Source organism: Kribbella sp. NBC_00359 (genome assembly GCF_036097425.1).
Lineage (GTDB): Bacteria > Actinomycetota > Actinomycetes > Propionibacteriales > Kribbellaceae > Kribbella.
In genome coordinates this window covers 8565200-8589225 of record NZ_CP107975.1, presented here as the reverse complement: position 1 = coordinate 8589225, position 24026 = coordinate 8565200, and the positions used below count along the sequence as shown (strand labels likewise).

The following is a 24026-nucleotide window of genomic DNA, read 5'->3' as shown; positions in this document are numbered from 1 at the left end:
AAGCGATGAACCGCATCTCAACTGCCCTCGCAGCCATAGCTTTGGCCGCGAGCACCGGCGCACTCGCAGCACCAGCGGCGTTCGCTCAACTCCCGGCCGAGAACGGTGAGCACAGCAACGTCGTGCCCCAAGACCCACAGGTGAACGAGTACTCCTACCCGAGCTACGACCCGCAGTACGACTCCGTACGCCCGCCCGACCGACCCCGGGCGACGCGCAAGCGGGCTTGTATTTGGCCGCGACGGGGGTTCCGGCCATCGGCGGCGCGGGCGTCGCGCTCACCGCCGTGTGGCTCACGGGCCGTCGCCGGCACGGCGCTCGTCCGACCCGTTGAGCTGTCGAGCCGCCCATGCGGCCGCCTCGAGTCGGCTCGAGGTGGCCGTCTTGCGGAGGATGTTCGAGACGTGCACGCTGACGGTCTTCGGGCTGATGAACAGGTCCTTCGCAATCTCGCCATTCGACCGGCCCACGACCAGCAGTCGCAGGATCTCGAGCTCCCGCGCGGTCAGGCCGGCGGGTCGCTCCACCTCGATCGCCGATGGCGGTGACGGGTCGCGGAGGTCGATGCGAGCGATCCGGGCAAGAGCTTCGACCTCCAGGCGCAACGGAACAGCCCCGAGGTCGACAGCGATCCGATGCGACCGTCTTAACTCGTCCTTGATTGCAGGCCCATGTGCTCCTTCCGCGATCATTGCCTCTGCGCAACGCAAGCGCGCGATCGCCTCCTGGAAGGGCACACCGCCGGCTTGGCACCTCTCCGCGGCCACGCGCCACAACGCCGCCTGGCCTCTGTCGTCGTGGGCTCTGGCTACCTCGGCCTCGAACAACGCCGTGACCCTTGCCTTGCCGGCGGGGCTGAGGGGTGAAGTTGTGAACGGGGCAACCGGCAGTTTGCGGATAAGGTCGTCCAGCACGGCGACCGCACGATCTGCAGCAGCGGCATTGCCTGCATCCCGCGCGGCGCGTGCGGCCGTCGCGGCGGCGCGGGCAATGCCGACGAACTCGCCCGGGTCGTCGGTGCCGAGGATCTCGGCATCCCGGCCGACTAGCCAGTCGAGGGCGCCTTGCGCATCGCCCTCAGCCAGCATGATTTCCGCGGGAACCCTGCTGAGGTCGTCTCGAAGTCCTGCGTAGTTCTCGGAGACCATCTCCAGCGCACGAGCGAGGTGGAGCTTGGCTTCGGCCAGCCGTCCGGTCCGAACGGCGAGCGTCGCCGACGCCAATCTCACCGCTGCTCCCACGAAGCCGTCACAACGAGCCGCCAAGGCCCGCCGGAGCACCTCGCGACATTCGCGCCAGCGGCCGACAATCAGCAAGACAATGGCCGCCCGCTGGGCGACGAAATGTTCCCAGGCGGACCCGAGGGCATGGAGTTCCTCCACAGCCTGCATGGCCACGTCCGCGGCCTCGGCAAGCTGGCCTCCGATCCGCAAGGCGTTCACATGCCACGTCACCGCAACTCCGACACTGGTCGGGTCACCGCACCGTCGCCCGATACGTTCGGCTTTCATCGCGTCCGGGATCGGATCGCCCGCGCCAGTTGACAGGTAGGTGAACGCGCGGGTGGAGTGTGCTGCGGCCAACGCAACGTCATTCCCGCACAGACGCGCCGTTCGAAGGGCCTCCTCGACATGGGCCAACGCACTTCGGCCTGCTGCGGCATCGCTCGACGAGTCCCAGGATTCGGCAAAGGCCAGGTCCGTCAGCGCAAAGGAGCGTTCAGCAGAACCTGGGTAGTCGTCCGTCAGCCGGAGCGCCTCGATCAGATCGTCGTTCACTGCCTTCATGCCCGACTGCGGGTGCGTGAAGTCTTGTGAGGCGAGCAGGATTTCGCTGGCCAGCAGCGGTTCAGAGTCTCGGTCGACCAGCTCCATCGCTTGTTGCGCGAACTCGAGACTGGCGGTGTATCGACCGGCCGTGGCGCTTCTCTCGGACGTCCGGCGAAGCAGATCGATGTGGTCGAGTCGCGAACCACGGATCTCTGGCGACAACTGACCCCACAGTGAACAGGCCCGCTGCAGGTGGAGCGACTCCACGGTTGTCGCGCGGAGCTCGGCTGCCCGGTCGGCCGCGACAAGTGACCATCGGTACGCTTCGTCTGCCCGTCCCGATCGGTGGTTGTGGACTGCAAGGTCGGACGCGGCCTGATCCGGGGCCGCGCCGGCCTGGGATTCGAGGACCCCCACGAAAGAACCGTGGAGCCGGGCGGCCTCACCAGGGGGCAGGGCTTCGTACAGGACTTCTGCGAGCAGCGGATGACGGAACCACAGACGACCTTGGTCGTCTCTGCGCACAACGCCGTGCTCCTCTGCCTCGACCAGGTATCCGGGGACCAGGTCGGGATCGATGTCGCGGTCGACTCCGACCGCCGCGAGTACGGCGAGCTCGAGAGGCCTGCCACCGGCCGCGAGTACACGCGTGATCTGCCGGGAGCCAGCTGAGAGACCATGCCAGGCCGCGAGCAGAGCGTCGCGGAGCCCAGCGGGAGCGCGTGACGCCAACTCCGGTTCAAGATCGGCGCGATGGCGGACCAGTAGCTCGGTGAGGTAGGGGTTGCCGCCGGAACGCTCGTGCACATCTGTCGCGTATCCAATGTCCACCGGTCGCCCGAGGAGTCCCTCCAGCTGCTCTTCCGTGCCGTCGACACTCAACCGGTCGAGATGGATCTCGTCGAACCTCGGCATCCGGCGCATGTCGGCGAGCCAGCCGTGCAGGGGATGACCTTCGCCACGATGCTCGTCTCGACAGGTCATCAACAACGCCAGGCGCTGATCCTGGAAGCCGGTGATCAGGTACGCAAGAACGTCGAGCGATGTACGGTCCGACCACTGAAGATCATCGACCACCAGAACGACCGGCGCCAGCTGCGCGAGCCGATTGAACGCCTGATCAATCCGGGGCAGCAGCCTGCCTGGATCAGCCGGCTCAGCACCCCCGAGCGCCGACACCAACTGGGTGAACTCGTCCGCCGTCGATCGAGCCTCCAGGCGGGCCACCCCGGGGTGTGTCAACCAAGTCCGCAGGGCACCGATGATGGGCGCGAACGGAACCGAGGCAGCTCCGAAGTTCACACAGCTACCCCACAGCACCTGAAAGTCGTGCGCCCGCCGGCCGCAGGCGTCGCGGACCAGACATGTCTTGCCGACGCCGGCCTCACCTTCGATCACCAAGGCGCACGGTTTCCCGCTCGCCGCCGCCTCCAAAGCACTCGCGAGGAGCTCTTGCTCATCCGCTCGGCCGGCGAACCAAGAGTCGTGCGGTATTGCGGCGCCCACGGCGCCAGTATCAGCCGGGTTGCCGGACCGCGGTCCCGGTTGCGGGAAAGCGTCCGTTAACCGGATACGACCGATGAAGCGCGGATGACGACATCATTAGGGCGAGCGAACTCCAGGCAGCAGTTCAGCGGGCGCGGACCGTTCGGTGTTCTTGCCCCTGAGCCTCTATTGGAAGATCCGGCCACACCCAGCCGCGTCGACCGCTCGTGATCCGGCCGCGCTGCCTCAACGGCTACTCACGACAACTGGCCGAACTTCCCGGTGCCAGCGAGGCGACCGAACAGCTTGGCGCTTGTCGCCGCGACCGGCTCCCTGCTGTCAATCTTCGCCAATCCGTTCTTCGGGAAGATGAGCGACCGCACCTCGTCGAAGCTGGGCATGCGGCGGCCACGGATGGTCATCGGCCTGGTGGTCGGCTCCCTCGGCGTCCTCGTTGTCGCGTTGGCACCCAACATCCCGGTCGTCCTGCTCGGATGGTGCCGTCGACCTCGCGCTAGTTGTCGACGTGCTGCCGGACAAGGACAACGCTGCCAAGGATCTCGGCTTGTTCAACATCGCGGGCGCGCTTCCGTTTTCCATCGCGCCGGCGATCGCGCCGGCCATCCTGGCGATCAGCAGCGGCAGCTACGGCGTGCTTTACGCGATCGCCGGGCTCTGCGCCATCATCGGAGCATTCGCCATCCTGCCGGTGAAGGGTGTTCGTTGAGCGCGCACGTCGACGAAGCGGCGGGGCCCTTGGTGGGCCCGGCCGCGTTTTCGACGCTCAGACGGCGACCTCGCGGTAGGCGGGCGGGGTTGCCTCTTCGCGGATGGCATCTGTGATGGGGCAGGGCTTGAAGCCTTTGACGATCAGATAGACGCCCAGCGAGAGCTCCCACAAGGCGATCGGGATGACGGCGATCCCCGTCACCGTGCCGACCCGGTCGACGACGCCGAACATCGTCAGGACTACCGCGGTGAGGTGCAGTGGGGCTCCGATGAGTCCGATCATGGGAAGGACGCGTGGCACGAGGCCGGATCGGTACAGCAAGGTGCCCAGCAGGATGGCGTTGATGCCCGGCATGAGGCTTCCTCCGAGCGTGAACGCCCAGTGGTAGGTCGCGACGTGCGACGCGCCGATGGCGGCCAGCGAGGCTGCGTCGGCTCCGGCCGCTGTGCCCAGGTCCTGGTGCAGGGTCACGAGCGAGAGGAGGCTCGCGACACCGGTGAAGAGCATGGCGGCTTCAAGGGTGCGGGAGGCGACGAAGCCGAGCGCCATGCCTTGGTTCTGTCGCTTGACCACCGGATACAGCGTGATGGCGGTGCCGATGCCGGCGAGGGCGACGATGACCTCGAGGAAGCAGCCCCAGAGGGCGGGGGTGTCGGCGGCGGAGCTGATGACGAAGTCCTTGCCCGTTACCGAGCTGTAGAGGGCTGGAGGGGCGAGTGTGGGGATTGAGACGAAGGTAATCAGGTAGAAGATGCCCGCGACGAGCGAGGTCTTTCGCGTTGGGTCCTTCGGGACTCGTGTCGTTGCTGCGGTCTGGACGGTGGTGGCCATGTCGGTCTATCCCTTTTCGCGATTGATCTTTAGTGGGTGAATGAGCTATCGAGGATCGGCGGTGGGTACATCGGGCTGGTCGGGCTCGACCTGAGTGACCGAGACCAGCGGCAGGCCCATGTCGCGGATCTTCTGGAGCAAGCCATACAGCGCGGCCTGGTCGACCACCGAGCCTTGGATGAGGGTGGTGCCGTCGTTCTCGTTGGTGATGGTCAGTGCGTCGAACCAGCCGGCCCATCGGGAATCCAGGTGCCCCTTGAGGCGGATTTCGTACGGTCCGTTCGTTCGCATGCTCGAAAGGTAGGAACGGATGTGGTGAGCAGGCATCACCACGTGTGGTGATCTATGTGGTGATCTGGCCGGCGCCGGGTTCAGCGGTCGCGGGTCCGGGACAACAGGTCAAGCTGCTCGGCCCGGCGCACCGCTGCCCGACGGTTGTTCACGCCGAGCTTGGCGTAGATGTTCTTGGTGTGGGTCCGCACGGTGTTCAGGGACACCACGAGCTCGCGGGCGATGTCCGGGCCGTCCAGGTCGGTCCCGAGCAGCCGAAGCACTTCCAGCTCGCGTTTGCTCAGTAGCTCAACCAAACCCTGTCGGTCCTCGGGCAAGCCCTGACTGACGGGAGGGCTGTCCTCAGTCTTGTCAACGGCCGCCAGGAGCCGACGCACATCGTCCCGGGCGATCCCCGTTTGTTCGCCAGGTGCCACTCGTGCGGCAGCTCTTAGCAGTATGGCCATGGGTGCGCCCTCATCCGCGAACACTCGGACGTAGCCCTCCGGCTCAGCCAGCGTCAGGGCACGTTCCAGCGATCCGAGTGCAGCAGGAAGGTCGCCCTGTGTCTGGTGGGTCAGCGCCTGCAGCACCAGGATCTCGATGACGCTCCCCGTCCTTCCCCCCTCTTCTGCTGCTTGCAGGAGCCGATCCAAGAACTGGGTCGCCTCGTCGATGGAGCCCTCTGCGCGCTCTGCCCTGGGCTGGGCCAAGAGCACCCTGACCAGGGTGATGTGCTCGAACTCGCGCAGGTAGCTCAGGTCGTCGTCAACGGAAAGTCCTCGCTCACGCGCCCAGCCGAGCGCTTCACCCAACGCCCCCTGCTCGACCCAGACCCGTGCCCTCCACGCCGGGACGGGCCGCACGTTGGGGAAGAAGTCACTGACATACAGGCGCTCCGCCTCATTGAGCAGGTCGAGTGCGGCGCCCAGATCCCCCTCAGCCTCGCGTACCCGAGCCATCGCGACACGCCAGCGGTATGGGTTCTGCAGCAACCCGAGGTGCTCGCCGAGCTCCTGGCTGCGCAGCAAGTACTGCATGGCGGTAGGCAGGTCGTTCCGCTCGCGGTGGATCTCGCTGATCCCGACATACATGTCCGCCGTCCCCCGCAACACCGACCCGCCCTGCTCGGATGCGAGCTGCAAGGCCTGCTCGTAGGTGTGCATCGCGTCGCCGAGCCGGCCTTGCCTACGCCGTATATCCGCCAGCGCGATCGCGCACCCAAAGGTGTCGGCGACATGCCCGACCCGCCTCAGCCCCGCCATGCAGTCGGCATACGCCCGGTGCGCTTGATCCAGGTCTCCGCTCGTCCAGTACGCCAGCCCTAACAGCCCCGATGCCGATGCGCGCCGGAGGTGGTCTTCCTCAGGCGAAAGCTCGAGCGCCCGCCGGGCATGCCCCTCGGTGCCGGGCACGTCGCCCCGGGCCAGGGCCAGAGCAGCGCGATACAGCTCGATCGTCCCCGGGACGCCTCCAAACTCCTCGTCGTCGACGACGACCATCCCCGCCGGCGAGGCTTCCGGTCCCACATGGGTACCGGTCGTCGTGTCCAGCCACCGCTCGGCGTCCTCCAGCCGCGCCTCCACGCCTTCGAGCTCGCCGCACAACAGCAACGCTCCGGCATACCCGACAATCAGCACGGGCCTGACCTTGACCACCTCGCCGGGAAGCGCCTCGAGCCAGCCACGCACTGTGGACTCCTGCCGGCTCCTGCGCATGGCCGGGATCGCCAGCTCGACCAGGTCCGCCGCACGCTCGAAATCCTCGGCGGCCAGCGCGTGGCGGATCGCCTCGGATCGTTCGCCGTTCCGCTCGTACCAGTCGCTCGCGCGCAGGTGCAGCTCATGGACGCGGTCAGGCTGCTCGTCCAGCAGATGCGCTCGCAGCACGTCTCCGAAAAGATGCTGGTAGCGATACCACTGGCGGCGGTCGTCGAGCTGGATAAGGAACAGGTTCCCCCGATCGAGAGCCTCCAGCATGGGCTTGCCGCCATGCTGGCCGGTCACGGCATCGCAGAGCGCGCCGCTCAGCCGGCTGAGGATGGAGGTCTTCAGCAGGAAGCTGCGGACATTGTCGGGCTGGCGCTGCAAGACCTCTTCGACCAGGTAGTCGATGATGTACCGGTCATCCCCGGCAAAGCCCGCGATAAAGCCTGCGATGTCGGCGCGGCCCTGCATCGAGAGCGCCGCCAGCTGGAGTGCGGCGATCCACCCTTCGGTGCGCCCCTCCAACGCTGCGACGTCCTGCGCCGTCAGCACCAGTCCCATCACCTCGTTTAGGTACGCCGCGGCCTCGTCAGGCGTGAAGCGCAGATCGGCGGCGCGGATCTCAACGAGCTCGCCGCGCCCTCGCAAGCGAGACAGCGGCAGCGTCGGGTCTGTGCGGCTGGCGATCACCAGGTGCATCTGTGGGGGGAGGTGCTCCAGCAGGAAGGCCATCCCGTCCTGTACGTCGCGTGCGTCGATGACGTGGTAGTCGTCGAGCACGAGCACGACGACGTCCGAACTGGCGCTGACGTCGTTGAGCAGAGTGGCGAGGACCGCTTCGATCGGCGTCTGAGACGACTGCAGGAGCAAGAGCGCACCGGCACCGACCCCCGGCGACGCTGCCTGCAGCGCGGCGACAAGGTACGACCAGAACAACGCGGGATCGTTGTCGCGCCAGTCGAGCGAGAGCCACGCCGCGGACCGTCCTTCGGCAAACGCGCCTGCCAGCCACTCCGTCAGCAACGTCGTCTTACCGTACCCGGCCGGAGCTGAGACGAGCGTGAGCGTCGACTCCGCCCCGCGGCTCAGGCGCTCGCTCAGTCTCGGACGCGCTACCAGACCGCGTCGTCCCCTGGGGACGTGGAGCTTGGTCTCGAGCAGTGGGCCTGCCATGCCCATCTCCCCTCAGGAGCCAGTCTTCATGTGCCGTCGACAAGCACTTGTTGCCAGCGAGACAGCGGTTGGTTCCGGGGACTGACCGTGCCATCAGCTCGCTCGAGACCATCTGACCACACGTGGTTCCGCGGAATGCGGAGTTCGCCACGACCGTTTGAGCCCTTGGTGGTTGGTTGCGGACGGCCGGAGGTCCCGACCCGCGTCATCTGGACGCACTCATTTGCCGCGAAGCGCGCGCTTCGCCATCCAGCCGAATGTCTTGCGCTGCAGCCAACGCCTGACGCGCACGGGCCCCCCTACGGTCTAGGGATCGCAGCGTGCGCCAGCGTCTGGGTTTGTGACGACGCACAGGCCAGCGCCAAGTGGAAATCGCTGGGTCTGGCGGCGTCCGTCGATCGTGTACTCGACGACAAACGAGTCAGACGACCAGGTGCCCATTGCCTCTCCCTGGACGAGTACCGCCACACCAAGAGGCTCCCCGTCAGTCACGAAGGCACCGGCGGGTGCCTCGAGCTGCCATCCGCCGTTACCGTCCACGCCGGACAGGTCGGCCTCGGTAATCGCACCAATGCCCCCGCTGTCCGTTAAGCGATAGACCTTCACGCCCAGGACGTGACCGGCCTGCGCGCCAACCTGGTCGCCGGCCACAGACAACGACACCAGCTTCGCTGTCTTACCCGGGTCGGCCAGTTGGAGATCTCCGAGCCCAATGACGGCCGTGGTCCCAGGGGCGATCGACATGCCAGATCGAGCAGAGCTCTCCGGCGCCACGAACGCTTGGCCTGCAGTGCCGGCGTCGCAGCCAGCGGCGATCAGAGCGATGCCCAGCATCGCGATCCTTCGCATCCATACCGGCACGAGCAGATCGAGCGGCTGGGAGTCCTTCATGCCCTGTTGCGGTGCAGCTGCCCAGGTCTGCGCACGCTGATACTCGCGGCCGGTGAAGACCTCCGCCAATGCGGGACCGTACCCGAGATCGAGCGCGATCCGATCGGCGTACATCTCCGACGTTCTCGCGGCGGCCGGCACGACGAAAGGAGCTGCCAGCGGTGACAGGAGGAACACGATCTCGTAGGTGAAGCCCCACCAGGCCCAGATGCCGATGATGCCGAGGGCGTAGATCACAAAGAACACTTTCAGCAGAAATCCGACGACCGGTTGTTTCCAGGTGGCGCGGAGCGCCTTGCCCATCAGTCGGGCAGGGATCGACAGACAGCACACGATGAGCGATACGGGCCTAGGGAGCGCGAGACGATGCGCGAGCTCGTGCGCCAGCACCGCCTCAAGGTTGCGAGTTGGAAGGACTAGCGCTGACCAGTTGGTGACAGCGACCGTCGAACCCGCGACAGGTGGTGCGGTTGCTTCCGGGCCTTCATGAATCCACACCCGGTACCGGTTCGGGTCGACACCAGCCGCGGTGCAAACGGCGAACCAGGCCGGGCCGAGCCGCTGACTCTCCAGCCCCCGTTCGGGGGCCGCAACCGCCACACCTTCCACGCTAGGAAGCCCTCGCCGGCGGATGCAGCGATGCCAGCGCGAACGTGCCCCACGCGACCATGGCAATCACGTACACCGTCGTGCTTGGGGTGCCGATGAGCTGGATCGAGAGCCATGACCTTCTCTGCACCAGTCAACTCGGATGATGCGTGCAGTCGTCTCAGATAGGTGACCGCGTCACGCCGGGCGACTTCACGGTGTGCAGGTGTGGCGACAGCAGTCCTCACCATTCACTAGTCATGCGTGGGTGATTCCCACCGAGTGAGTGCCTGGAAGCGGCCCCTGACCTGCGCAAACGTCTTCCGGCGGTTGTGAGCGTCAGGGGCCGTTCTGCGAGCCGGAGCCGCTAGTCGGACGGGAGCGAGGCCTCGTACGACGTCCGGGCCGTGCCCTTGGCGTTGGGCGTTCCGCGGCCGTCGGTGATTGCCGCGACCAGGCTGGAGCCGACGTAGTGATCCCAGCCCTGGCTGCACACGTCGTAGCAGGCGAGGTGCGGGAACAGGCCGTCGTGCGTGAACCGCAGTGCAGTGCCGGACTCGGTCGGGGCGACATCGAAGACGCAGCGGGTGCCGATCCACTCGTCCTCGCCCTCGAGGAAACCGAACTCGTTCTCGAGGATCAGCCACACCACCCGCTCCGAGCTGGACTCCGCGATGCGGATCCGGCTGTGGTGGACGGTGCCGTAGCGATAGTCGAACTCGTCGCCGACGTCGGCCGTCGGCCCCGTGATGCCTTCGGACCACCATGTCGCGGGACTGTGGATCGCCGCGAGTACTTGATCAGGTCCGACGGGGAGATGGAGTTCGAGGCTGTAGGAGTTCGTCATCAGGTGGCCTTGGGGTGGTTGGGTCGGATGGTTGCGATCGCCGTCGCGGCGCCCAGGACGGCGAGGCCGGCGACGATCCAATAGGCGTGGTGGAAGCCATCGGCCAGGTCCGAACCGGAGCCGGCGGCGGACGCGAGCGCAGTGGCGACGAAGGCGATGCCCACCGAGCCGCCGACGTCGCGCATCGTCTCCAACAACCCGGCGGCCACGCCGGCCGCGTGCTCCGGCACTCCGGTCAGAGCCCCGATCTGCAGAGCCGGGGCAGCAAGGCCCCCTGCGGCGCCGGCAACGAGGAGTGCGGGCAGCAGGCCGCTGGCATAGTGGGCGTCCGGTCCCACCAGGCTTGCGAGGACGGCGGCCGCCGCCAGGAGCACCAGCCCGCCGACGATGAGCCTTCCGACGCCGAGGATCGGAAGCAGTTTCGTCCCGGTGAGTACTGCGGCCACGAAGGACGTCACCGTCATCGCCAGCCAGGCGAGCCCCGTGGTCGCGGACGAATACGCCAGCAACTGCTGCATCAGCAGCGAGCCGAGGAAGATGAAGGCCAGCAGGGCACCGAACAGGAAGAACGCCGTCGCCGCCGCACTCAGGACCGGCCGGCTCCGGATCTCGCGCGGGACCAAGGGCGTCGGATCACGACGCTCGAGTCCGAGGAACGTGGCCAGCAGGACGACGGCGGCCGCCAGCGGACCGATGCTCGCCGCCCCGGACCAAGAACGGGTGCTGCCCTCGGAGAGTCCGAGGACCAGCGCGAAGATGCCGGCCGAAGCGGTCACGCTCGAGGCGACTCCCCTGGACAGCCGGCCGGCTCGCTGGCGCTGGCGCGGCAGCAGCGCCAGCGCTGCGACCGCCAGCACCAGCCCGATCGGAAGGTTCACCAAGAAGACCCAGCGCCAACCCAGGGTCTCGGTGATCACGCCGCCGGCGATGACGCCGACCGAGGCGGACATACCGGTCACGGCACCGTACAGACCGAGAGCGCGCCCCCGCGCGCCCGGGTCGGGGAAGGTGATCGCGATCGTGGCGAGCGCGGCGGGCGGGATCAACGCGGCGCCGAGCCCCTGCGCGGCGCGTGCGCCGAGCAGCATCCCCGCGTTCGTTGCCAGACCCGCCGCGGCGGACGACAACGTGAAGAGCGCCAGCCCGACGCAGAGCGCTGTACGACGGCCGAAGACATCGCAGATCCGGCCACCGAGCAGCAGGAAGCTGCCGAGGATCAGTGCGTAGGCGACGATCACCCAGTGCAGCGTGCCGGTGCCGAAGCCGAGATCGGCGCGGATCGACGGGAGCGCGACGTTCACCACGGCCACGTCCAGCACGACGACGAACTGTGCAGCGCAGGCGAGTGCCAGGACGGCACCGCTGCGGACCCCGGTCGACGGGGCGGTCGTGGCCGTGCTCATGCCGCCACCTCGACGTCGTAGTTCAGGTAGACCAGCGACGTACCCAGAGGCCGGGCTTCACGCAGCGACAGGCGGGCGCGTGCGCTGTCGAAGAGCCGGCCGCCGCCCCCGTTGACGCTGGGGAAGACGACCAGGCGGATCTCGTCGACGAGACCATAGGCGAGCAGCGACTCGACCAGCTGATAGCTGGCGTAGACGACGATGTCGCCGTCGGTGCGGGCCTTCAAGTCCTTCACCGCGGCCTCGAGGTCGCCGTCGAGCACGGTCGTCGGCCCCCAGTCCGACCGCCCGGCGTGCGAGCGGACGACGTACTTCGGCGTGCCGTTCAGGACCGCGGCCCACTCGCCCTCGCGGCCCAGCCAGCGCGTTGCGAACCACTCGTAGCTGCGTCCGCCGACCAGGTAGGCCGCGGTGTTCTTGGCCTCCTCGTGCTCGAGAGCAGCCCAGGCGGCGCGGTCGCCCTCGCTGATCTCGAGGAACCAGCCGCCGACACTCGAGCCCTCCTCACCGGTCGGGTCCTGCGAGACCCCGTCGAGGGTGACGTTGGTACTGATGACGATCCTGCCCATGGCCTGACTCCTGCCGGTCGTGATGTGGTCGCAGGTACTGGCACCACGGACCGGTCCGATTGGGCGCGGAACGAGCGCCCAGTTTCGAGGCCGCGCGGTGTCGTCATCAGTGGAGGCGAGACATGACCGATCAATCAGTCCCCGTGGACGCCGCGGCATTCGCGACACTGGTGCAGCCGTACCGGCGCGAGCTCCTGGTGCACTGCTATCGCATGCTCGGGTCGATGCAGGACGCCGAGGATGCACTGCAGGAGGCCCTTGTCGCCGCCTGGCGCGGGCTGCCCGAGTTCGAGGGCCGCTCCTCACTGCGGACCTGGCTCTACCGGGTGACCACCAACCGATGCCTCAACGTCCGCCGATCGATGCTGCGCCGGCGCGAGATGGAGTGGAACGTGCCCGACTTCCTGCCGCCAGAACCCACGAAACTCGGCGAGGTCGTGTGGCTCGAGCCGATGCCCACCGGCGCGGCCGCGCCCGGCCCGGACCAGCACGTCGAGCAGGCCGAGACGATCTCGCTCATGTTCCTGACCGCGCTGCAGCTCCTCCCGCGCCGCCAGGTCGCGGCGTTGCTGCTGCGGGACCTGCTCGGCTTCTCCGCCGCTGAGGTCGCCGACATGCTCGCCACGACCGAGCAGGCTGTGCACAGCGCACTCAAGCGTGCGCGAGCCGGCATGGCTCGTGCGGGTCGGGACCTGCCGACACACGACGGGAATCTGTCGGCCGAGGCCCGGCGGACCGCGGCCTCGTTCGCCCGCGCGTACGAGGCCTCCGATCTCGACGGCCTGCTGGCCCTGCTCACCGACGACGTGTTCCTCTCGATGCCCCCGATGCCGCTGGAGTACGTCGGCCGCGACCTCGTCGGCCAGTTCACCCAGCTGTTCTTCGCGACCGGCCGTCGCTACCGTCTCGTCGGGACCGAGGCGAACTGCCAACCGGCCTTCGGCGTCTACGTGCTCACCCCGGACGGGAACTTCCACGCGACAGGCCTGTTCGTCCTCGCCATCCGCGGCGACCGGGTCAGTGCGCTGACCCGTTTCGAGTCCTCCCACCTGGCCGCGTTCGGCCTGCCGCGATGGCTGCCCGCCGGACCCTCCGCGAGACCTGAGTCGTAAGCTCCCGAGGCTGGTCCGGCGACGCCCTCGGGTGGGCAGACACCTCCGCCGGCTGTTCGCCACCGAGCTGGTCAACTCTGGCCTGCCCACTCGGCGCGGGGCCAGGGGCGGCGAACGGGCGGCTGCGCTCGGCGAGAGCCTTGCGGGTTGTCGGCCTACATAGGGTGGATCACCGCCTGGCCCGGCCTGAGGCAACGACGTATAGCGTCGTCATGCGCGTGGTGCGGCTCGTGGTGCGAAATGGTGTCAACTCGCGCGGGACATGTTGCCGTGGTGCGAACTCAACGATGGCAAAGTTGCTGGTAGAGGCCAGATGCGGCTGTGTCGTTCCTCCTCGTAATGAGAAGGTCGTCGGTTCGACTCCGACAGGCGAAGGCTCGCGCCGAGGTCACTGCCGACGCCGCCACCCAAGCTGGACAAGTCCGCCACGGCATGCGGTGTCTCCGGGTACGGGCGGAGTTGCGTCCAGAAGACCTTCCTGCGCTTCCTGGGAGAGAGGTGCTTTGAGCGCGTGAGAACTCAGTCGCCTGCTCATCGTGAGAACGACATCGATCGAAGTGGCTAAATCGCGGGCCGGCGAGTGAAGGGCCCAGCGGTGCGTGGGAGGGTGACGCTCCGGGTCTAGGCCCCCGGTATGACCCCCTAGATCCTCGAGCGTATTCCGGTACGCGCCAGTCCGCTACTCCTGGTGGGCGACGGCATGGATCGCGGAATTGGGCGAGGCGACCCCTAGCCCCCCAGGCAGACGCCCGAGTCTTGTCACCTGAGGCGTCCTGCCGGTCAGGTTGAGCGGATAATGGGCGCACGGCACGATAAGTGCCGTGATGGATGGCATAGATCACACCGGTCAGCGAGGTGCTCGCACCGCGCCGCCCCGGGAGGCCGAGATGGCGACGTTTGACCTTGCCGGTGCAGGCACCGCGGAGGCGTTCGCCCGGTTGGCGATCGAGTTGCATGGCGCGGGCGGGCTCGAGGAGACCGTCGATGCGGTCGTGCAGTTCGCGCTCCAGGCCCTGGACTGTTCCCATGCCGGTATTGCCCTGCACAGCCGTGGACGGCCGCAGGTGCCGGCGGCAACCGACCCGCTGGTCTGCGAGATTTTCTATCACGCCATGGCATCGGGGCAAGCGCCGCTGGTCGAGGCGATGCGAACCGGCCAGGACGTCTTGGTCCGAGACACCGCCACCGACGGTCGCTGGCCCCAATGGGCTGCCGAGGTCCGTGAACTCGGCGTCCGCGCCGTCTTGGACGTGCCACTCACCACCGGCACAGACACCGTCGGGATGCTCGGCCTGTACAGCACCACACCCGACGCCTTCGAGCCCGATGACATTGCCGTCGCGCAGATCCTGGCGCGGCACGCCTCGGTCGCGCTCGCGAGCGCCCGCCGCGAGGCGAACCTCGCGCAAGCCGTCGACGCCCGCAAACTGGTCGGACAGGCGATGGGAATCCTCATGGAACGCTACGACCTCGACTGCGACCAGGCCTTCACCGTCCTCAGACGCTACTCCCAAGACACCAACACCAAGCTGCGCGACGTCGCCCAGCAACTCATCGACACACGCAAACTCCCGGGCACAAAAGCCCGGCCATTGAATGCCGAAGCCGTTCCCGGGAATCAGGATGGCCAACGCGGCTCGGCGAACCGTCCAGTCGGTGCCTAGATCCCCGGGCACCCAGACGGCATCACCCTGAACTGCCTACCGGCGCTCGCAGAAGTACGGTCTGGTCGATGGCGCAAGCGTAGGGACGAACGCACTCATCTAGCCGCGATCCGCGCGCTCATGGCGATGTGCGGATGCTACTAATGACCTACGCGTGAGGTTGATACGAGTCGTGCTCCCCATAGAAGATGACCGCCTGCGTAGCTTCCTCCGAAGTCGGCACTGCACCGACTGGCCACTCGCTCCAGACCCTTATGACCTCCACGGACATGCCACCACCAGCGTGCTGATCACGAGGTCTTGTGTGACTGGCTCGCCGCCGATCACCTCGGCGGCGACGACTGGTGTCCCACCGCTGTCAACCCGGCGACGAGTACACCCTCGTTCTGCTCCTGGATCCGACGGGCAACTACGACAACGACCGGGTGGTCGGCTGCTCCTGCATCGGCTGTGGCTACCACCCGTTCGGCACGCCCGAACTCGAACCCGCCCCCACACCCACCGTCTGGCCGTTCGTCACGACCGACCCCGGCCGGGGGATGGCGCGGGGTCAGTCTGACTGGCTTGCATCGGGGGTGGACCCGCAACCAGCTCCATCGAACGCTACCGGACCCCGCAATCACTGCCTGACACGAAACCGTCAACCGCAAATCCTCCCGGCCAACTCCCCCGTAGGCCCCAGAACTACTTGGCCGGCCGGACGGATCTGCGGCCCGACGCTGGTCTATCCACGCCAGCGCGAGCTGGATCCCGCTCGAGAAGGGAGCCAGCTGACCTGTCCCAGGTGCCCCAGGCCAAACGTCTCGAAAGGAGGCCGCGCATGAGGTGGCCGGCGCGGTCGCCGCCAAGTCCCTCGTGCGTCCAGACGCGGTAATGGTCGGGGTTGACGCCGGCGGCGGTGCAGACCGCCCCTGCTCGTGGGTCGGAGTGGGCCAGCGGGCGGGGGTGTTGTAGCGGCGGCGTGGATCCATTCGTGGAGCGAACTGCCCGATACGGATGAGAAATAGGGCACCGGAGATAGGTTCCTTGCAACGAATCATGCCTGAAGACGGCAGATGTGACGGTGACCTTCCTCCTCGCGATGAGAACGTCGGCAGCCGCATTGCCCGGCCAACTGGGCAGAACCACCGAGGCAACAGTGATCCAGGTGCAGGTACGCGACAAATGTCAGCCAACTGATTCGCAACCAGCTGCAAGCCTGGCGGCCCCCCCGGGGCGCCGGCCAACGCAAGCAGCGGATATGCGGTATGCCTGCCGAGGAGCTAACCGCTGGACGGCCCAATCCCTGACGGCTCGCCGGCTACGCAGAACTCGTTGCCCTCAGGGTCCGCCAGCACGAACCAGGTCTGACCGAACTCCTCGCGTGCGGTCGGAGTCAGTCGAGAGGCCCCCAGCTCTTCCAGCCGGCTCACCTCCAGCTCAACGTCGTCTACCAGCAGGTCGAGGTGCATCCTGTTCTTGACGGTCTTGGGCTCTTCAACCTGTTGAAGAGTGAGAGCAACATCGTGCCCACGCAGCGAGACGTACCGGCCCTCGATGACGCCAACCACGACGAACCCCACGGCGTCCTGCCAGAACCTCGTCATGCGGTCCAGGTCAGCGCAGTCGAGGGTGAACTCAATCCTCACATCGACATTCTCCACCGGCGAGACACCGACATGGGTTTTCCGGTTCGGCCTCCGAAATGAGGACCGATGCACAGGTAGCCCGCGATCCGCGCGCAGCCGCGATCTGCTCGATCGAACTCGCCCGGCGATCGCGCAATCCCTCCGCTTCAGCTCGCCCACATCGACGCGGCTCGCTAGAGGTCCTCGGCGAACGTGAGGTAGTAGCCATTCGGGTCTTGCACGACCAGCTCGCGGCTTCCCCACTCCCGCTCCTCGACGCCAAAGGGGAGGTCGACCTTGCCCTTGAGCTCCTCGGCCACGGCGGCCACACTCGGCGGGTAGAGATAGAGACAACCTGTGAGCGTCGGTGCGCCGAGCCACGGCGTGTCCCCGGAGAGGAACTGCAAGACAACGCCGTCGCGGGCGACCTCGCACCAGGCGGGATTGTCATCGGGAAGGCGGTCACGCACGTCGAAGCCGGCGGCGGCATACCACCGGATCATCTCCACCATGTCGTGCGTCTTGAGGATCGCTTCGGTCGCCCACGCTTCGATCGTAGTGCCCGACGAGAACCGGGTGCACGCTCATGCCGCGCGACCGCCGACCAGATCGAAATCGCTATCCGCGCCGAGAACGAGGCGTTCGTCAAGCGCGTGCGTGCACTCCACCTCGACGCCCAAATTGACCTGTATTCGCCCGGCACCCACAACTGGGTCTACTGGCAGCAGGAACTCCACAAGGCGTGGCCGCTGCTCACCGACGGGTTCCACGACGGCTGACAAGCTCGCCGTCTCGCACTGCCACCTCCACCTCGAGCGCTCGCGCCGCCCGAAGCGGCACGCAGCGACTCGAACCCCGATCCTGATGTCCGTAGCCCAAGCTTTACTGCAATCGGGCAACGGCTCCCACCACCGCGCAAAGCCCCACGGTGGAGGCGCCACCGCCGCCTAGATCGCCAAGCTGCGCAGGCTCAACCAATCCACTGCGCGTTGATCGCGGCGTATCGCATACCGAGGACGGCGCGGCGGTAGAACTCGTACCGGCCGTCGAAGAGTGGCCGGGTAATGGCGAGGATCTCGAGGGTCGTCCTCGCCGCGGCCGCCCTCGCCGCCCTCGTCCCCGGACGCGCGCCGCGTGGCATCACTCGTGGCACAAAATGGCGGATACGCATGGGGAATCTCGCGCTCGCTGGGGGTGGCCGTGTTGCTAGAAGCGCTGGTAGAGAGCGGATGTGACGGTGTAGGTCTTCCTCGTAATGAGAAGGTCGTCAGTCCGATGTCGACAGGCGATGTGCCGTCAATCTGATGGCTACGCTTCGCCGGCCCTCGGAACCGACAAGACCCGTTCGGACGAGTCGGAAGCGCGTACACTGGCAGCAGTCCCATGCTTCCGCTGAACAGCCCACTGCCTGACCCGACATCGGGTCCCGGAGGGCGAAGGTCTCGGACAGAATCGTGAGCGGGGACCAAAATGGAGTCATATCGCGACCAGTCCGGGCGAGAGCGGCCGTCGAGGCTTCATCTCCGCATCCATGCAGCCCGACGTCGGTTCCGCAAGGGCTCCCTTCTGGTGGCCTTGTTGGGGGTTGCGCTGGCCGGGTGCGGCGGCAACGGCTCGGCGGCATCACCGGGGGCAACGGCGCTTTCGCCGCCGGCGAGCAGTGGATCGCAGGCCAACCCCAGCCCCAGCGCTTCCGGCGGAGGTCCTACTCTGCTGATCACGAGCAGCGACGGCTTCAAGGTCATCGTCAGCATGGTTTCCGCCGATGAGTCAGCGACCGCAGACCCTGCCAACCCCGCTCCTCCCGGGCTCACCAACCTTGTTCTGCGGCTGAACGAGCACAACGTGCAGACGGACCGCCCCGCGCCGTTCGTTGACCTGGTCCGAAATCTCGTCCTGGTGATCGACTCGAAGAACCTGCCGGGCATCACCACCACGAAGGGTCCGATGGCTGCTTTCAGGCCATACCCGGACTGTGAGGCGTGGGGCGCGAAGAATGCGCCGGGGGCAAGCAATTCTTCGGGGGTCTGGGTCCCCGTTATGGATACAAGCAGCGGCCAAACGAGCATGACCCGAAGCTGTGTCAGCTGAGTCTGTTATCGCTTAAAGACCATTTGGATCTACCAGCGACCATCCCCGCAGGTGCTGATCTCACCCAGGACATCTTCAGCGGTGTCCTGCCGGAGTCGCTTCCGGTTACGGCCTTTCAGCTAGCCGTGGCTACGAACAAGTCTCCATACAGTCCGGCAATTCCGCTCCGATGAGGTTACTCACTCGCGTCGCGCCAATCCGATGATGCACCACCTTGGGCCGGTGCGGGGGCGTGGGATGGGCGCAGCAATCGTCCTCCTGTCGATCACTGTCCTGATTGCCGGGTGCAAGGACTCCCCGCCGCCGGAGTCGGCCCCTGCTGCTCCGGTCTCCCAGATCACCGGGACCGGGAACGGTACGGGCGCTCGGATCACGTTTGTCTGCAGGTCGGGGGCGTCGTTCGGGCTGTGCGCCGTTGATGGCAACGGCGGCGGGCGTAGGACGCTGGTGAGTGGTTCTGCTGGGGTCGTCGATGGCGGGGAGTTGTCGCCGGACGGTGGCAGACTGGTCTATTTCGTCGGCTCGAACGCCGACTCCCACGTTTGGCTGGCCGCCGGAAACGGCTCGAATCCGGTCGACCGGGGATCGGGTGGAGATCCCTCATGGTCGCCGGATGGTGGCCGCGTGGTGTACACCCAACAGGCGGAGGCCCGCGCTGGAGTCTCGGTGATGAACGCCGACGGTACGGGGAGGCATCTGGTTAGCGCGTTCGGCAGGAGTGGCCGATGGTCGCCGGACGGACGGTCGATCCTGTTCGTCGTCGACCCAGGCGGGACCAATCCGCCGGGTGTCTACACCGTGCCCCAGCAGGGCGGGGCAGCAACCATGGTCATCCCTGGCGGCGCCGACGCCGCGTGGTCGCCTGACGGCACTCAGATCGCCTTCACCGCGTGGCGGGACCCGTCCCGCCCGTACACCCCCTCGGGCACCACCCTCGCCAAGGCTGATGGTTCCGACGCTCGCCGGCTCGATATGCCGTCGCAAAGCTTCGACTCGTCGCCGAGTTGGGCTCCAGACGGCTCCACCATCTTGGTGGAGCGGGGCGCGCTGCAGGGTCTGGACCAGCGTTTCGTCGCTCTCCAGGCCAGCGGACCGACCGGGGAGCACGTGGTGCTCGCCTTCGGCCCACCCGACAACGGGTACTCCCCACGGTGGGGCGGCGCCCTCGGACCGAGTTCCCTCCTCGCGGGCCGTGGTCTCGACGTTCATGGCGGCTTCGGGGTTCCACTCGCCTCGGTTCCGGTCGCAGACTTCGCGGCCCTGAACCCACGGAAGTCGCCCGCCAGTTACTCCGCCACCGTCGACTGGGGAGACAGTTCCGCGAGGAGCGCAGCGACGGTGGCTCTTTCGGGGGACCCGCTGAAAGCAAATGGAACCGTTCGGGCGGATCATACGTATGCCTCCACAGGTACCTACACCCTTGTCACCACGCTGCACAGATCTGGTGGCGGGACGAGCGACGAGTCCTTCACCAGCCACGCGTTCATCGCTTGGGGTGCTCTGGTCGCAGCGCAGCCCGTCTTCATTCCGGCCGGCATCCCCGTCAAAGGACTCCTCGCCGTACTGAGCTATCCGTCGTCGCTTGGCGTGCCGCCGCCGGCCGCCCCCGCCTTCACCAATTGGAACGACGCTTATGGCCCCGGCGGCACCACGCAAGAGCTGAGGACTCTGGAGGTGGGACCGTCGGGCGGTGTCATCACCGTCGGAGTCTATGAGCGCAACGGCCACAGCTATCCGGAGATCGGGGCTTACACCCCGCTCCTGCGGCTCCCAGGATGGGGAATACGGTCCGTGCCGAGGACCGCGGAGCTGACTGTGCCGCTGAGCGTGCAGGTGCATAAGGGGTCCGAATTCCGCATGGATCCGCCATCCGCCTCACCGCTTCTCAGTCCCGTCCTCTTCTACCCGGAGCTCGACGCGATTCCGGCAGGCTGGGGAGCGGCCGAGTTCGACTGGGAGTTCCCGGGCAGGGGAGGAGCTGCAAATACCACCTTCGCGGACACCCCTGCGAAGCAACAGCAGTTCCAGCGGCTCCTCGACCTGGTCAAATCCTCGGGGAACAACCTCGACGACAAATCCGTGCGTCACGCGATGCAACCGTTCGGTATCGAGCCGACGACGTTCGACCTGTGGAAGGACAACTTCCCCCGGCACATTCTGGTGCACGTATTCACAGACGACGCCGTACCCCACGACATCACCCTGACCGTGAAGCTGACCGACCTGGCAACCTATCGCGTGGAGACCCTGAATTGGGCGACCCACTCGATCCACCTCGTCGATGGGCCTACCTGCCTCCGACTGAACTATCTGATTCCGCCGGCGCCGGCCGTCAGTTTCGCGCTGGTCGGCAACCACACCACGTGCGACTTGATCGCTGCACTCAAGGCAATAGTGCGCGGGCCGACGCGGAGCCCCGACTACATCTCGGCCGACATCTCTGGTGGCAGCGACGCCTCCGTCGCAGGGCTGACCGTGACGGTGACTCAATCGGGCGAGGTCTACGTGAGCTTTCACCGTGGCTTGGGCACACCGGGCGTGTCCGCCGCTGTCATTTACGGATATTTCGGTCTCCCGAACGACCCGCCTCCTGAGAACTGGAAGGTGGACAGGCTGATCGACGGCTGGACGTATACGGCCGGAGTGGTCGGATCGACCGTAGCCGGTGAGGTGAGTCTGGGCGAAACAGTGGTTCTCGGTACGACCGGATTCGGTTGGAACGCCTTCGAATACGCGATGGTGGGCGGTCTTCCGTCGGCGTCCGGCCAGGCGAGCTGTGCAGTCCACCTCGGATCGGACAGCGAACCGCCCCTGCGCTGGCTCAAGTACTTGCAGCCCACGCGAACCGACCCGTTCCCAGGGAGAAGCGTGCCACCGGCGGTACCTACGCCGACCGGCACCCAGGCAACCGACCTGCTCGCCCGAAGCCGGACTCTCTTGAACAATGCCGCAACGTGCAACTCGGTCCCTCCTCCTCCCGGCTAGCGCTCGGGAACCAGTTGGCCATTTGTTGCGCGGTGCCGAAGACGCCGGCGCTGACCGGATTGCTTCGAGGGCCTTGGCCATGGTTTGTCGTCACCCGCCACGCCGGGGTCTTCGGGCTCCGTGGAGTCCACAAGGCGTATCCCACCTGCGCCGCGGCCACTCTGACGACCGCGTCGGGTCGCCGTTGAGCTCACATCGTCAAGACTTGCCCAGGGGATAGGACTTCCGTGCCTCAGGTTTCCCCTTGCCGCTGAGAATGACCCATGGGACGGTCAAGCGAGTCCGAGCGATCTGACGGCGAACCGACACGGCGGGCCCTAGGCTTGCGTCATGGCTTTTGACTGGCTGTTCGGGCCAACCAGAATCGACGATATGAACCAGATCAGGGCACGTTCCCTCGTGCTGGAGCCAGACACCGTCCGCGACGTTAAGGGCATGGTGCAACAGCACTACGGGGAGGCGTATGCATGCTTCCACCCCTTCAGCCCCGCCGCCGATTCCCTTGCACCCACGCTGCCGCCGGACAGGTCAGCCATAGACGTCGTAGATTTGGACAGGCTCGCGAGTGAGGCCGATTGGCGGATCAGGCGGCTCGCAATCCACGGGTCGTCGAACTTCGTTGTCGACCTGCGCGCTGGCCTACCGCTAACAATTTCGTTCATGGCCGAGGAACCAGGGGCGAGGCAGCTTGCCGACAGGATCTTCGAGAAGCTGAGCAAAGAGGGCCGTCCAATCGTGCTCTGGAGCCGCTTCTTCGCCCTACCTGTTCCCGCTGTGGTCCTTCTGCTGGTGGCCGCCTGGGTGTGGTATCTCGCTGGGCACCACCCGCCGCTCAGCCTCGCGATCACAGGATCGGCCCTGGTCCTCTTTGCGAGTTTGGCCGCGCGCGGTCACTACCGCACTCTTGCGAACGTCGCGCGTCAACGCTATCCGGGCACCCTGGGCCTGACCCGTTTTGACGGACATCCGAGATCAGGAGCTGGTGCTCCGGAAGGATGTTCATCATGGAGTCTATGGGCAAGAAGAAGCCGCGGCCTCGGCGTTCGTTCACGGCCGAGTTCAAGGCCGAGATCGTGGAGTTGTGTCAGCGCGGTGACCGGTCGGTGGGTCAGGTCGCGAAGGACTTCGACCTGACCGAGACCGCGGTGCGGGAGTGGCTGCGGCAGGCCGAACGCGATGCCGGCACCGGTGATGGCGGGTTGACCACGAGCGAGAAGGACGAGCTGGCGGCGTTGCGGCGGGAGAACCGCCGGCTCCGGGAGGATGTCGAGATCCTCAAGCGGGCGACGGCTTTCTTCGTGAAGGAGACCCGGTGAACTGTTACCCGTTCATCGAGGCGGAGAAGCGAGGCGACCACAGCGTGAAGCGGGCGTGTGAGTTGCTGCAGGTCTCTCGTTCCGCCTACTACGCCGACCGCACCGGCGGCCCCTCGGTGCGCGCGCAGCGCGACGCCGTCCTGACCGCAAAGATCGTCGAGATCCACGACGAGTCCCGCCTGACCTACGGCTCGCCGCGGGTCCACCGCGAACTCCGAGCTCAAGGTGAGAGATGTTCCCGCAAGCGGGTGGTGCGGCTGATGCGAGCCGCCGACCTCCATCGCCGGATCCCGAGACGCTCGAAGAAGACGACGATCCCTGACCCGGGCGCCACCACCAGACCGGACCTGATCGGCCGCGACTTCGGCATCGACCCCGACCACCCCGGCCAGCTGGACCGCCGCTGGTGTGGCGACATCACCTACATCCAGACCTGGGAAGGTTGGCTCTACCTGGCCACCGTGATCGACCTCGCCTCGCGGCGGGTGGTCGGCTGGGCGACAGCCGATCATCTGCGCACCGGCCTGGTCGCCGAGGCGCTCACCGACGCGGTGAATCGGCGCCGGCCGGCGCCCGATGTGCTGTTCCACTCCGATCGCGGCTGCCAATACACCTCGGCCCAGTTCGCCAACCTGGCCAGGGATCTCGGTGTCAGACTGTCAGTCGGCCGCAAGGGCCAATGCTGGGACAACGCGGTCGCCGAATCCTTCTTCGCCACCCTGAAAACCGAACTCATCCACCGCCGCACCTGGCCCACCCGCAAGGCCGCCAGCAGCGCGATCTTCGACTACATCGAGGGCTGGTACAACACCCGCCGACGCCACTCGACCCTCGGCTACCTCAGCCCCGCCACCTTCGAATCAACCCAACCCACCACCCTCGAACAGGTAGCCTGAACCGACCTCACACCAACCGTGTCCGTCGAACCGGGTCAACCCCACCCGGCTCAGAACCCTGGATCGAAAGGAGATTAGGTTCCGTCGCGCGGA

At 66.7% G+C, this 24026-nt stretch carries 20 protein-coding genes and 1 pseudogene; 9 read left to right on the top strand and 12 right to left on the bottom strand.

The window, feature by feature from the left end; all coding sequences use genetic code 11:
- Positions 1 to 293: 293 nt before the first annotated feature.
- A complete protein-coding gene (locus OG876_RS41415; protein WP_328522208.1) occupies positions 294 to 2186 on the bottom strand; it encodes a LuxR C-terminal-related transcriptional regulator in 1893 nt (630 codons plus the stop codon).
- 69 nt (positions 2187 to 2255) lie between these two features.
- Between OG876_RS41415 and OG876_RS41410 the strand changes: the two genes are divergently transcribed.
- Positions 2256 to 2441, top strand: a complete 186-nt coding sequence (locus OG876_RS41410) for a hypothetical protein (RefSeq protein WP_328522207.1) — start codon at positions 2256 to 2258, stop codon at positions 2439 to 2441.
- 381 nt (positions 2442 to 2822) lie between these two features.
- On the opposite strand, the pseudogene OG876_RS44200 reads toward OG876_RS41410, so the two are convergent.
- Both OG876_RS44200 and OG876_RS41400 read right to left on the bottom strand, forming a co-directional pair.
- A pseudogene (locus OG876_RS44200) lies at positions 2823 to 3275 on the bottom strand (AAA family ATPase); the annotation flags it as partial.
- Between the two features lie 236 nt (positions 3276 to 3511).
- On the bottom strand, positions 3512 to 3676 hold the full coding sequence (locus OG876_RS41400; RefSeq protein WP_328522205.1) for a hypothetical protein: 165 nt from the start codon (positions 3674 to 3676) through the stop codon (positions 3512 to 3514).
- On the opposite strand from OG876_RS41400, the gene OG876_RS44195 reads away from it, so the two are divergent.
- A complete protein-coding gene (locus tag OG876_RS44195; RefSeq protein ID WP_442914207.1) occupies positions 3597 to 4097 on the top strand; it encodes a hypothetical protein in 501 nt (166 codons plus the stop codon). The two genes, OG876_RS41400 and OG876_RS44195, sit on opposite strands and share 80 nt — an antisense overlap.
- Here the strand turns inward: OG876_RS44195 and OG876_RS41390 are convergent.
- The 7 genes from OG876_RS41390 to OG876_RS41360 form a co-directional block, all read right to left on the bottom strand.
- Positions 4039 to 4815 (bottom strand): DUF4386 domain-containing protein, encoded by a 777-nt coding sequence (locus tag OG876_RS41390; RefSeq protein ID WP_328522203.1) that lies wholly within the window; start codon positions 4813 to 4815, stop codon positions 4039 to 4041. The genes OG876_RS44195 and OG876_RS41390 overlap by 59 nt on opposite strands.
- Before the next feature lie 45 nt (positions 4816 to 4860).
- Positions 4861 to 5106 (bottom strand): hypothetical protein, encoded by a 246-nt coding sequence (locus OG876_RS41385; protein ID WP_328522202.1) that lies wholly within the window; start codon positions 5104 to 5106, stop codon positions 4861 to 4863.
- An 80-nt stretch (positions 5107 to 5186) separates the two neighbouring features.
- On the bottom strand, positions 5187 to 7964 hold the full coding sequence (locus OG876_RS41380; protein WP_328522201.1) for a LuxR C-terminal-related transcriptional regulator: 2778 nt from the start codon (positions 7962 to 7964) through the stop codon (positions 5187 to 5189).
- Between the two features lie 306 nt (positions 7965 to 8270).
- A complete protein-coding gene (locus OG876_RS41375; protein WP_328522200.1) occupies positions 8271 to 9455 on the bottom strand; it encodes a hypothetical protein in 1185 nt (394 codons plus the stop codon).
- Between the two features lie 355 nt (positions 9456 to 9810).
- Complete coding sequence (locus OG876_RS41370; protein WP_328522199.1) at positions 9811 to 10290, bottom strand: SRPBCC domain-containing protein; 480 nt, start codon at positions 10288 to 10290, stop codon at positions 9811 to 9813.
- The gene (locus tag OG876_RS41365; RefSeq protein ID WP_328522198.1) at positions 10290 to 11693 is read right to left on the bottom strand and encodes an MFS transporter; all 1404 of its coding nucleotides are present in this window, start codon (positions 11691 to 11693) and stop codon (positions 10290 to 10292) included. Before OG876_RS41365 ends, OG876_RS41370 begins: the two co-directional genes overlap by 1 nt.
- On the bottom strand, positions 11690 to 12262 hold the full coding sequence (locus OG876_RS41360; RefSeq protein WP_328522197.1) for a dihydrofolate reductase family protein: 573 nt from the start codon (positions 12260 to 12262) through the stop codon (positions 11690 to 11692). Before OG876_RS41360 ends, OG876_RS41365 begins: the two co-directional genes overlap by 4 nt.
- A gap of 122 nt (positions 12263 to 12384) precedes the next feature.
- Here OG876_RS41360 and OG876_RS41355 point away from each other — a divergent pair, with 122 nt between their 5' ends.
- Both OG876_RS41355 and OG876_RS41350 read left to right on the top strand, forming a co-directional pair.
- Positions 12385 to 13374 (top strand): RNA polymerase subunit sigma-70, encoded by a 990-nt coding sequence (locus OG876_RS41355; protein ID WP_328522196.1) that lies wholly within the window; start codon positions 12385 to 12387, stop codon positions 13372 to 13374.
- Positions 13375 to 14261: 887 nt separating this feature from the next.
- Positions 14262 to 15038, top strand: coding sequence for a GAF and ANTAR domain-containing protein (locus OG876_RS41350; protein ID WP_328522195.1), 777 nt, complete (start codon positions 14262 to 14264; stop codon positions 15036 to 15038).
- A gap of 1262 nt (positions 15039 to 16300) precedes the next feature.
- Here the strand turns inward: OG876_RS41350 and OG876_RS41345 are convergent.
- Positions 16301 to 16681 (bottom strand): VOC family protein, encoded by a 381-nt coding sequence (locus tag OG876_RS41345; protein WP_328522194.1) that lies wholly within the window; start codon positions 16679 to 16681, stop codon positions 16301 to 16303.
- A gap of 158 nt (positions 16682 to 16839) precedes the next feature.
- Positions 16840 to 17157 carry a VOC family protein gene (locus OG876_RS41340; RefSeq protein ID WP_328522193.1) on the bottom strand — a complete coding sequence of 106 codons (318 nt, stop codon included), beginning with the start codon at positions 17155 to 17157 and terminating at the stop codon, positions 16840 to 16842.
- A 3-nt stretch (positions 17158 to 17160) separates the two neighbouring features.
- Between OG876_RS41340 and OG876_RS41335 the strand changes: the two genes are divergently transcribed.
- The 5 genes from OG876_RS41335 to OG876_RS41315 all read left to right on the top strand — a co-directional run bounded on the left by OG876_RS41335 (position 17161) and on the right by OG876_RS41315 (position 23933).
- Positions 17161 to 17424 carry a hypothetical protein gene (locus tag OG876_RS41335; RefSeq protein ID WP_328522192.1) on the top strand — a complete coding sequence of 88 codons (264 nt, stop codon included), beginning with the start codon at positions 17161 to 17163 and terminating at the stop codon, positions 17422 to 17424.
- Between the two features lie 790 nt (positions 17425 to 18214).
- Positions 18215 to 18736, top strand: a complete 522-nt coding sequence (locus OG876_RS41330) for a hypothetical protein (protein ID WP_328522191.1) — start codon at positions 18215 to 18217, stop codon at positions 18734 to 18736.
- A gap of 798 nt (positions 18737 to 19534) precedes the next feature.
- Complete coding sequence (locus OG876_RS41325) at positions 19535 to 21721, top strand: TolB family protein (protein WP_328522190.1); 2187 nt, start codon at positions 19535 to 19537, stop codon at positions 21719 to 21721.
- Positions 21722 to 22725: 1004 nt separating this feature from the next.
- Positions 22726 to 23037, top strand: coding sequence for a transposase (locus OG876_RS41320; protein WP_328518668.1), 312 nt, complete (start codon positions 22726 to 22728; stop codon positions 23035 to 23037).
- The gene (locus OG876_RS41315; protein ID WP_328518669.1) at positions 23034 to 23933 is read left to right on the top strand and encodes an IS3 family transposase; all 900 of its coding nucleotides are present in this window, start codon (positions 23034 to 23036) and stop codon (positions 23931 to 23933) included. The genes OG876_RS41320 and OG876_RS41315 overlap by 4 nt, the downstream gene beginning before the upstream one ends.
- Positions 23934 to 24026: the final 93 nt, after the last annotated feature.